The sequence below is a fragment of the Streptomyces sp. NPDC057638 genome (assembly GCF_042800315.1).
In the GTDB taxonomy this organism is placed as follows: Bacteria; Actinomycetota; Actinomycetes; order Streptomycetales; family Streptomycetaceae; genus Streptomyces.
Map to the genome: position 1 here is coordinate 1 of NZ_JBHVHF010000286.1, position 10,578 is coordinate 10,578.

Below are 10,578 nucleotides of genomic sequence, written 5' to 3' on the forward strand. Positions count from 1 at the left end.
GCGCCTGGGCGGCGACCGCCCCGGCGGAGCCGTGGAAGGCGACCGGGCGGCCGAGGGCGGCGCGGATCCGGTCGGCGACGAGTTCGTAGTGGGTGCAGCCGAGGACGATGTCCCGCGCGTCACCGGGGGTCAGCGCCGCGGCGGCGGCCACGGCGCGCTCGATCGCCTGCTCGTCGGCGCTCTGCACGGCGTCCGCGAGCCCGGGGCAGGGCACCTCGGTGACCTCGACCCCGTCGGCGAAGTCCCGGATCAGACGGCGCTGGTAGGGGCTGCCGGTGGTGGCGGGGGTCGCCCAGATCGCGACGGGTCCGCCGCCGAGCGCGGCGGGCTTGATCGCCGGAACCGTGCCCACGACGGGGACGGCGGGCTCCAGCTCGGCCCTGAGCGCGGGCAGCGCGTGGACGGAGGCGGTGTTGCAGGCCACGATCAGGGCGTCCGGGGCGTGCGCGGCGGCGGCGCGCGCCACCACGAGCGCCCGCTCGGTGACGTCCTCGGGGGTACGCGGACCCCAGGGCATCCCCTCGGGGTCCGACGACAGCACGAGATCCGCGTCCGGCCTCAGCCGGCGCACCGCGGCGGCCGCCGCGAGGAGGCCGATTCCTGAGTCCATGAGCGCGATCTTCACCCGGCAACCATAGTCGACACGCCCCCGGGGGCCGGGCCCGTGGTGCAGACTGCGGCGCATGAGCGCCCTCGCCTGGACCGCCGCCGGATCGCTGTTCGCCTGGGGATGGCTCCTGTTGGGCCAGGGCTTCTTCTGGCGCACGGATCAGCGGCTGCCCCCGGCCTCCGCCGCCCCCGGCGGGACCACCGGCGGGGAATGGCCTGATGTCGCCGTCATCGTCCCGGCCCGGGACGAGGCGGCCGTGCTGCCGCTGAGCCTTCCGTCGCTGCTCGCCCAGGACTATCCCGGGCGGGCCCGGGTGATCCTCGTCGACGACGGCAGTACGGACGGTACGGGGGAGCTCGCCCGCGCCCTGGCGGCGCGGCACCAGGGGCTCGCGCTGACCGTGACCGCCCCCGGCGAACCCGGGCCCGGCTGGACGGGGAAGCTCTGGGCGCTGCGCCACGGGATCGCGCTGGCGCGTGACCAGGGTCGCGGCCGGGCCGACGGGGAACCCGCCGCCGCAGAGGCGGATATCTCCGCGGAGGACGTGGGACCCGCCGCGGGAAAGGACCACGCCACCCGGGCGGAACGTGTGACCGCCACCGGGGCGGAACACGTGACAAGAGAGGCCGCGCCCACCTCGTACGACGCCGCGCCGACCCCGTACGTCACCGGGGGCACCGACACGCGTCCCTGGGGTGACGCGGACGGCGGGCGGGCGCGGCGGTCCTTCGCGCCGGAGTACCTGCTGCTCACCGACGCCGATATCGCGCACGCCCCGGACAGTCTGCGGACGCTGGTGGCCGCCGCACGGGGCCACGGGCTCGATCTCGTCTCCCAGATGGCGCGGCTGCGGGTGGTCAGCGGCTGGGAGAGGCTGGTGGTCCCGGCGTTCGTGTACTTCTTCGCGCAGCTCTACCCCTTCCGCCGGGTCAACCGGCCGGGCGCGCGGACCGCCGCCGCGGCCGGGGGCTGTGTGCTGCTGCGGGCCGAGGCGGCACGGCGGGCGGGGGTGCCGGAGTCGATCCGGCAGGCCGTCATCGACGATGTGTCCCTGGCGCGCGCGGTCCAGCGGTCCGGCGGCCGGATCTGGCTGGGGCTCGCCGAGGGGGTGGAGAGCGTACGGCCCTATCCCCGGCTGGTGGACCTCTGGCGGATGGTGGCGCGCAGCGCGTACGCGCAGCTCTGGTACAGCCCCGTGGTGCTGGTGGGGGCGGTCGTGGGGCTCGCGCTGGTCTATCTGGCGCCGCCGGTGGCGCTGCTCGCGGGCGTCCTCGGCGGGGACCTGGTGGCCGCCGTGGCGGGTGGGGCGGCATGGGCGGTGATGGCGGGGAGCTACGCGCCGATGCTGCGGTACTACGGGCAGCCGGTGGCGCTCGCCGCGCTGTTGCCGTACACGGCACTGCTGTATGTGCTGATGACGGTGGACTCGGCGGTCCGCCACCACCGGGGCCGCGGCGCGGCCTGGAAGGGGCGTACCTACGCCCGTCCCACGGCCGCGCCGGAGCGTTGACCTCGTGTCACTTACGGCCGGGCGTCCAGTTCATGCCCCAGCCGTAGGCGGCGTCCACGGTGCGCTGGGGGCTGACGCCCCGGTCGGGCACGAGGAACCGGGCCTCGCGCTGGACCAGGAGGTCCGAGCCGGTGTTGGTGATCAGCGCGAGGGCGCAGACATTGGAGGGGACGGTGCACTCGCCGAGGGTGAAGTCGATGGGCGCGCCGTGCTGGGGCTGGAGGGTGACCGTCGCGTCGAGGTCGGCGAAGCTGCGCGCGCCCTCGTAGATGGTCACGAAGATGAGGACACGGCGGAGCTCGTCGCGGTGGTCGAGGTTGATGGTGAGGTTCTCGCCCGGGGTCCCTCCGGTGCGGTCGTCGCCGTCGAGATGGATGTACGGGGGCTGTCCGAGCCCGCCGAACGCGTTGCCCAGGGCCTGCACGACACCCTTGCGCCCGTCGGTGAGCTCGAAGAGGGCGCACAGGTCGAGGTCCAGGTCGCCGTGCATGGCGATGGCCCGGCCCAGCTTGGCGCCCCAGCCCTTGAACTGCTTGCGGACCTGCCAGCTGAGGTTGACGCGCATGGCGCCGGAGGTGCCGCCCTGTTTGGTGAGGGAGACGGTGGGCGCCTCCTTGGTCAGCGTGACCTTGGTGAGACGTACGGGGGCGGCGGGCGGCGCCGGAGCGGCGGGGGCCACCGGCGGCGCGGGGGCGACCGGCGCCGCGGGTGCGGCGGTGGGTGTCACGGGTGCGGCGGATGGGGCCGGAGCCGCGGGGGCGGCGGCGGGGCCCGGTTCGTCGACCGTGATGCCGTAGTCCGTCGCCAGCCCCGTCAGTCCCGAGCTGTAGCCCTGTCCGACCGCCCGGAACTTCCAGGCGCCCTGGCGCCGGTAGAGCTCCCCGACCACGAAGGCCGTCTCCACGGTCGCGTCCTGGCTGTCGTAACGGGCGATCTCGATGCCGGAGGAGGCGTCGACGACCCGTACATGGAGTCCGGGCACCTGCCCGAAGCTGCCGCCGTCGGCGGAGGCGGCCACGATGATGCGTTCGATCCCGGGCTCCACGCCCGCGAGGTCGACGGCGACCGTGTCGGTCACGGCGTCCGCCCCGGTCCGCTTGCCCTCGTGGCGCACGGCGCCGGAGGCGTGGGACGGCTGGTTGTAGAAGACGAAGTCCGCGTCCGAGCGGACCTTCCCCGAACCGGTGGCGAGCAGGAGGGCGGAGGCGTCGACATCGGGCACGGCGGGCCCGGCCCGCCAGCCCAGTTCGACCCGTACCCGTGGCGCCGGTACCGGTGTGTTGGCTCCCTTAAGCATGGACATGCTGACCCCCATCGCGCGTCGGAGTGTCCAGAAGTGCGGCAGTCGCCCAACGTAGCCGTGTTGGCCTCCGCGCGCCCGCGACACGGCGTCCTCCGGCACCGGGGAACCGCGCGGCGCTCCCGCCACGGCCGTCTCCCGCCCGCCGACGACCGCTTCCGGTCCGCTTCGGATCCGCGCTCCGACCCCTGCTCCGGCCCGTTGGGCGAGCCGGTTCCCCGATACGACGCCAATACGACGCCAGTACCGCGTCGATACGCCTTCCGTACACCTCTTCCGGATGCCTCAGAACCGCCGAGAACCCGTCAGTAACCCACTCTCAACCTGCTCTTTACGCCATTCCTACCGCCCTTCGCGACCGATTTTCCCAGGTTCGCTCACATTGGGGCTTACTGTGTCGCGGCATCTCCCGAAACAACCCACATACCGGGCTCCCCATCCGGCCAGGGAGGGCTTAACTTAGGTCCCATGACCTCCCCCCGCGCCTCCTACGGCGGCGGCTACTACTCCGCACCGTTCTTCGCTGACACCCCGATCTACGACTCTCTGGTCGCGGAGCGGGGCACGCCTCAGATCGCCCCGATCCGAGTGCCTTCCGCGTACGACACCGGCAGCCATCTGCCGGCCCTCCCCGCGGCGCTCCCCGCCCTTCCGGCCGGGCCGTCCAGCGCCCATTCCGCGCCCGGCTACGGGTACGGGTACCCGCAGACCCCGGCCGCCCCCGTGCCGCTCCAGCAGGCGCCCGCGCCCTACATCCCGCAGCAGCAGCCCCCGGCCCCGCGCGGCTATCCGGCTCCGGCGCCCTACCCGCAGCCCCAGCAGCGTCCGGCGCCCACCGGTTACGAGGCGATGCGACCGGCCGCGCACCGGCCCGCGCCCGCGCCCGCCCCGGCGCCCTATCAGGACCCGTACAACCGCCCCCATCCCGGCCAGGGTTACTGACCCCGTCCGCTGAGGAGTCCTCCCCGGAGCCCTCCTCGCACCCTCACCCTCGATTCCGACCCTCGCCACCCTCGCCACCCTCTCCATCCCTCTCCACCCTCTTCTTTCTCTTCTCCTCTTCGTCCCTCCGCTCCCAGCCGTCAGGGCCACGGGGTTCACACCCGACGAGGTCTGCGGGAACCCCGTGTGCCGTCCCGTCCGTTGCCCGGACAGGGAAGGGGGTCCGGTAGGGATGACATCGCTTTCGCCTCGCCATGACGTGACGCCGCCGCGCGTCCTCCCGCCCTTCCTCCGCCGGTCGTGCCCCGGCCCCAGCCCCCGTCGCCGGATCACACCCGCCATGCGCCGGACAGCTCCCGCGCGAGGCGTGCGCCACACCGTCCCGGCGCCCCTCCCTCAGGCCGTTCGCCCGGATGCCCCACGCGATCCGCCCGGCTTTCCCCCGCGATGCGCATGCCATTCCCCCGCGATCCGCCCGGTCCGTCCGGGCCCGGGGTGGATCGGTTCGGCCCCGCCGCGGCCGTCGGCCGGCCGGCCCGCCGTCAGCGGGCGTCAACTCCCCGCGCCCACGCGCGCTACGGTGGTGCGACCCCCTCACGGGGTCGGGGCCACGTCCCCGCGCGCGGTGGAGCCGCCACCGGGCGCGGCGGGTCGCCCCGATCCGGGCCGCCGGGCACACGGCGACGGCCCGGGGCGCTCCGGGCACGGCGGACGTTCGGACGCCGCCGCCGTGGGCAGCGGTTCCCCAGGGGGCGTCCCCCTTCGCCGAGGCGCGCCGGAAGAGACTCACGAAGGTGGGGGCAGAGCAGCACCATGGCACAGGGCACGGTCCAGGTGACCCACACGGGCACGTCGCGGTGGCGGCGCCGCACGGATGAGTACGCCTCCCTCGCGGCGGCCCTGGAGGCCGCGGGCGACGGCGACGTCCTCACGGTCGCCCCGGGCACGTATCGGGAGAACCTCGTGGTGCGGCGGTCGATCACCCTGCGCGGCGCCGAGGGCGCTGAGGGGTCGGTGCGGATCGCGCCCCCCGACGGGGTTCCGCTGACCGTTCGGGCCTCCGCCACGGTGCGCGGGATCCAGGTGGAGGGGCAGGACCCGACGGCGCCCGCGCTGCTGGTCGAGGACGGTACGCCGGACCTCTGCGATCTGCGGATCTCCACCCGGTCCGCGGCGGGCCTCGAAGTGCGGGGCGCGGCCCGCCCCACGGTGCGGCGGTGTGTGGTCGATAACCCGGCCGGGGTCGGCATCGCCGTGGTGGACGGCGGCGGTGGGGTGTTCGAGGAGTGCGAGGTCGTCGCGGCGGGCCGGGCCGGTGTCTCGGTGCGCGGGGGCGCCCATCCCCGGCTGGAGCGCTGCCGGGTGCACCACACCTCCGGCGCGGGTCTGGCCGTCAGCGGTGAGGGCAGCGGACTGGAGGCCGTCGGCTGCGAGATCTACGAGATCAAGGGCGCGGGACTCCAGATCGCCTCCCGGGCCAGCGCCCATCTCACCGACTCCACGGTCCACCGCACCTCGGCCGACGGGGTCACCCTGGACACGGACGCGGTGCTGACCCTGTCCGACTGCGAGATCCACGACATCCCGGAGAACGCGATCGACCTGCGGTCGCGTTCGGTGCTCACCCTCACCCGTTCCACCGTGCGCCGCTTCGGGCGCAATGGACTGTCGGTGTGGGACCCGGGCACCCGGGTCGACGCCAACCAGTGCGAGATACAGGACAGCACGGGCGACTACCCGGCGGTCTGGGTCAGCGACGGCGCCACGGCGGTGCTGGACTCCTGCCGGGTCCACGACGTGCCGGACGCGCTCTTCGTCCTGGACCGGGGCTCGCGCGCCGATGTCGTCGACAGCGATCTCTTCCAGATCCGCAACACGGCCGTCTCGGTCAGCGACGGGGCGACCGCGCAGCTCGACGACTGCCGGATCCGGGAGGCGTCCACGGGCGCCTGGTTCCGCGACCACGGCAGCGGCGGCACCCTGGCGGGCTGTGTCGTCGACGCGGTGGGCACCGGAGTCATCGTCACCAAGGGCGCCGATCCGGTGATCGAGCGCTGTGTCATCACCGGGTCGGCCGAGGCCGGGGTGTATGTGTCGGCCCAGGGCAGGGGCACCTTCCGGGGCTGCCGGATCTCCGACAGCGGCGGCTACGGCTTCCATGTGATGGAGGGCTGCCGCTCCACACTGAGCCGCTGCCGCACCGAGCGGTGCGCCCGGGGGGGCTACGAGTTCGCCGAGCCCGCCCTGCTCGCCACCGAGGGCAACAGCGGCGACGAGAGCGGTGTACGGCCCGCGCTGGAACGATCCGCTCCGGAGCCGGTCGCAGCCGGACGCCTCGCACCGTTCACCGCCTACGCGCCCGCCCCCGGGCTCCTGACGCCCGTTCCCGCCCCGCCGCTCTCCCCCGCGCCCCTGGCCCCGGCGCCACCGGCACCGCCCGCGGCGCCCCCGGCGGGCGCGCTCGCTCCTCCCCGTACCTCCGATGACGTCCTCGGTGAACTGGACGCGCTGGTCGGTCTGGAGAGCGTCAAGCGCGAGGTCCGCTCGCTGATCAACATGATCGAGGTGGGGCGGCGCCGTCAGGAGGCGGGGCTGAAGGCGGCCTCGGTACGACGGCATCTGGTGTTCACCGGCTCGCCCGGCACCGGCAAGACGACCGTGGCCCGGCTCTACGGCGAGATCCTGGCCTCCCTCGATGTCCTGGACCGGGGGCATCTGGTCGAGGTCTCGCGCGTCGACCTGGTCGGTGAGCACATCGGCTCGACCGCGATCCGCACCCAGGAGGCGTTCGACCGGGCGCGCGGCGGTGTGCTCTTCATCGACGAGGCGTACGCCCTCTCCCCCGAGGACTCCGGCCGGGACTTCGGCAAGGAGGCCATCGACACCCTGGTGAAGCTGATGGAGGACCACCGCGACGCCGTGGTGGTGATCGTCGCCGGGTACACGGCGGAGATGGAACGGTTCCTGTCGGTCAACCCCGGGGTGGCATCACGGTTCTCCCGCACCATCACCTTCCAGGACTACGGCGCGGACGAGCTGCTCAGGATCGTGGAACAGCAGGCCGAGGAGCACGAGTACCGGCTCGCCGACGGCACCGGGGAGGCCCTGGTGAAGTACTTCACGGCCCTCCCCAAGGGCGCCGCGTTCGGCAACGGCCGCACCGCGCGCCAGACCTTCGAGTCGATGGTGGAGCGGCACGCGGGCCGGGTCGCGGCGCTGGCCGAGGTCGACACCGACGCGCTGACCCTGCTCTATCCGGAGGATCTGCCGGAGCTGCCCTGAGACCGGTGCCGCGCGGCCCGCCCCGGTGCCGCGAGGTCACCGGCGGGTGGCCGGTCCGTGAGACGACCGGCCGTACGGAAGGCACCGGGCCGGTCCCCCGGGTCTACGGAATCGCCAGCCCACCACCCGGGCGGACGGAATCGTCGGCCCCGCTCCCGTCCGCCCCGAGGCCAAGGATCTCGGCCTCGACGCCCACCCGCTCCCGCAGGCCCGGGGCGGAAGGGCCCACCGGGAGCGGATCCGCCACGACGTCAGGCCCGCTCCTCCCCCCTGCGTTTCTTCGCCCCGCCCCGGGTGCTCCCGTCCGGCGCTCCCCTCTCCGGCGCTCCCGCTCCGGCGCCCCTCTCCCCGGCGCTGCCGGGTGTGGCCCCCTGCCGGGGTGGTGGCACCGCCACCCGGGCCAGCAGGCCCGCGCGTTCCTCGGCGAAGGCGGGGTCGGCGGCGTAGTCCCCGTGTCCGAGGATCGGTTCGGGCAGCGGATGGCGGCGGGAGCGGCCGTACACCAGCGGGTCCTTGAGCGGATCACGGTCCACCGCCGGGCCCCGGCCGTCGGCCGCCACGCGCACGGGGCCGCCTATCGGGTCCGTGGGACGCCACAGATTGCGCCAGCGGTCGACCTGGTCCCGCAGTTCGGCCAGTGCGGCGGGGCCGAAGTAGGCCGGGAACCAGCGTCCGTACAACCGCTCCAGCGGTGAGCCGTGGGTGAGGAGCGCGACGCGCTGGCGGGCGTAGGCGGGCAGCTGCCAGACGGCGGCCGCGGCCAGCACACTGCCCTGGGAGTGACCGGAGATGACGAGCCGTCCCCCGGTCCGCTCGTTCTGCTCGATCCACGTACAGATGCGCCAGGCGAGGTCCGGGACGGCCCGCTCGGCGTAGCAGGGGGGCGCGAAGGGGTGTGCGGCGCGCGGCCAGAAGGTGCCGACGTCCCACAGGATGCCGATGGTGCGCCGGGCCCCGATGTCGTTGTAGGCACGGCGCCCCAGCGTGACGAAGAGCAGGAAGCCGAGGCCCACCAGCCAGGAGCCGACGGACTGCGCCGTCTCGGCGACCGACTCGGTGAAGTCCCCGCTGTCCCCGAAGGCCCGGCCCGGCACCTTCCCGCTCACCCAGGCGCCGAGGACCGCGAGCGCGCCGAGGACCAGGGTGGCGGCGGCGATGGTGCCGACGAGCAGGGGGCCCGCGTCGGTGAGTTCGGCGCGGGCACGCACCCCCGCGATCCGGCGCGTGCGCCCCCGGTCGGGACGCCACACCCCGGTATCGGTCTCCTCCTTCGCGTACTCCCGCTCCACGACGGGGACGAGCGCGCGCTGCCTGCGTACGGTACGGATGCCCAGGGTCAGCAGCGGGACGAGCAGCACGGCCAGCAGGACCGGGATGACGGACGCCTGCCAGCTCAGCAGCACGGGCGGTCCGGGGATGAACCCGTCGCCGTCCATACCGGGGGTGCCGGGCCCGTCCAGCCAGTCGGCGACGCGCTGGGCGACACCCGCGGTCATCAGCCCGCCGAGGGCGCAGGCGAGCATGGCGACGGCGGGCCCGTTGAGTCCGTACAAGGCGGTACGGGTGTGACGGGCGTGCCGCTGGAGGATCCAGGCGACGACGGCGAGCGCGACGACGAGGCCGCCCTGGATCAGCGAGAGCACCCGGAAGGTGGCGTCCCCCGGCAGGGTGCCGCTGGAGCTCCAGCCGGGCCGGGACCACAGGGCGTAGACCACGCAGAGGCCGAGCAGGGCGAGGGCCGCCTTGGGCAGCGTGTCGATCGCCATACGGTCGAACCGCGCGTCGAAGCGGCGTTCGCTGCGCCCCCGGACCATGACGACCCGCAGCACCACGAGCCCCACCAGCACCATGGCCCCTTCCAGCACCCAGCCGGTGACCTTCAGCGTGGTGTCCGCCGCGCCCCGGTCATGGCGGGCGGCGGCACCGGCGACGGCCGCGGCGACGGTGAGCAGCCCGGCGGCGGTGTGCGCGGCCCGCAGCCGGGCGACCAGCCGCCGCCCGTACCAGAAACCGGGCCGTCCGAGCGCGGGCGTCAGGGACGCGTCCCGCCGCGTCTCGGGTCCGATCTCGCCCTCCGTCACCTCCCGGCCGGAGGGCGGGCGCTGGGACTCGTACGCGCTCCAGGTGCGGTTGGAGAGGAACCAGAGCAGGCCCACGAGCGCGGCGGGCACCACGGCGGCGAGGGCGAGGCGGCGGCCCGGCTGGGACCACCAGCCGCCCCGCTCGGGCGAGAGGAAGCCCAGCCAGGAGCGCTCGTCGGCGCAGCGTTCCACCCCGGCGCACTGCCAGGCGATCAGATCGAGCGCCACCTCACAGGCGGCGGCCGTGATCAGGACGGTGAGGGTGAGGGCGATCAGCCGCACCAGCACCCCGTACAGCCGTGTGGAGCGCACGAGACGGGGCGCGCGCGGGCGCATCCAGTGGGCGAGGTTGGCGATCATAAACGGCAGCAGCAGCAGCCAGAGGGCTCGGGCGCTGTTGCCGGAGGTCAGATTGGACCAGCAGTAGGCCTCGGGGATGGGGCGGTCGCGGTCCGCCCCCGGGCGGCTCTCGGCCGTCTCGTCGTCGGTGCGCCGGTAGACGGCGGCCTTCCGGTCGCCGGAGATCCGGACCGTCCGGGGATCGCCGAGCATCTCCTCCGGAGTGGTGCCGCCGACACCGTGGACCAGGAGCTCCAGCGCCGGTCCCCCGCTCTGTGGGGCCGGAGTTGCAGAGGACACCAGTGTGACTCGCCTTCTGGGGTCGTTGGCCGGGTGGACACGGGCGGGAGGGCACCGCTTCCGGGCCCCCGCCCCAGGACCCTGAATTGTGGCAGCTCATGGCTCGCTTCTCACCGAGCCGTCGCGATCCGCCGCCACGAAGGGGCGCGCTGTTGTCTCGCGGCCGTCGCGCGGAGATCGCGAGGTACGAGCGATCGAGCACGTCGGACGCGAG

Annotated in this window: 6 protein-coding genes; 3 read left to right on the forward strand and 3 right to left on the reverse strand. The window is 74.4% G+C overall.

Annotation, left to right across the window (positions count from 1 at the left end):
• Window positions 1-685 (reverse strand): glutamate racemase (locus ACFVIM_RS28180; protein WP_384306959.1); only part of this gene is annotated, 685 nt, incomplete at its 3' end.
• Between ACFVIM_RS28180 and ACFVIM_RS28185 the strand changes: the two genes are divergently transcribed.
• Complete coding sequence (locus tag ACFVIM_RS28185) at window positions 684-2,120, forward strand: glycosyltransferase (protein WP_384306961.1); 1,437 nt, start codon at window positions 684-686, stop codon at window positions 2,118-2,120. The two genes, ACFVIM_RS28180 and ACFVIM_RS28185, sit on opposite strands and share 2 nt — an antisense overlap.
• Window positions 2,121-2,127: 7 nt before the next feature.
• Here the strand turns inward: ACFVIM_RS28185 and ACFVIM_RS28190 are convergent, their stop codons facing one another.
• Window positions 2,128-3,423 (reverse strand): TerD family protein, encoded by a 1,296-nt coding sequence (locus ACFVIM_RS28190; RefSeq protein ID WP_384306963.1) that lies wholly within the window; start codon window positions 3,421-3,423, stop codon window positions 2,128-2,130.
• A 465-nt stretch (window positions 3,424-3,888) separates the two neighbouring features.
• Between ACFVIM_RS28190 and ACFVIM_RS28195 the strand changes: the two genes are divergently transcribed.
• Window positions 3,889-4,362 (forward strand): DUF6643 family protein, encoded by a 474-nt coding sequence (locus ACFVIM_RS28195; protein WP_384306965.1) that lies wholly within the window; start codon window positions 3,889-3,891, stop codon window positions 4,360-4,362.
• Window positions 4,363-5,175: 813 nt separating this feature from the next.
• A complete protein-coding gene (locus ACFVIM_RS28200; RefSeq protein ID WP_384306967.1) occupies window positions 5,176-7,644 on the forward strand; it encodes a right-handed parallel beta-helix repeat-containing protein in 2,469 nt (822 codons plus the stop codon).
• A gap of 251 nt (window positions 7,645-7,895) precedes the next feature.
• Here the strand turns inward: ACFVIM_RS28200 and ACFVIM_RS28205 are convergent, their stop codons facing one another.
• Entirely contained in the window at window positions 7,896-10,364 is a 2,469-nt protein-coding gene (locus ACFVIM_RS28205) for a hypothetical protein (RefSeq protein ID WP_384306970.1), read from the reverse strand.
• Window positions 10,365-10,578 lie beyond the last annotated feature (214 nt).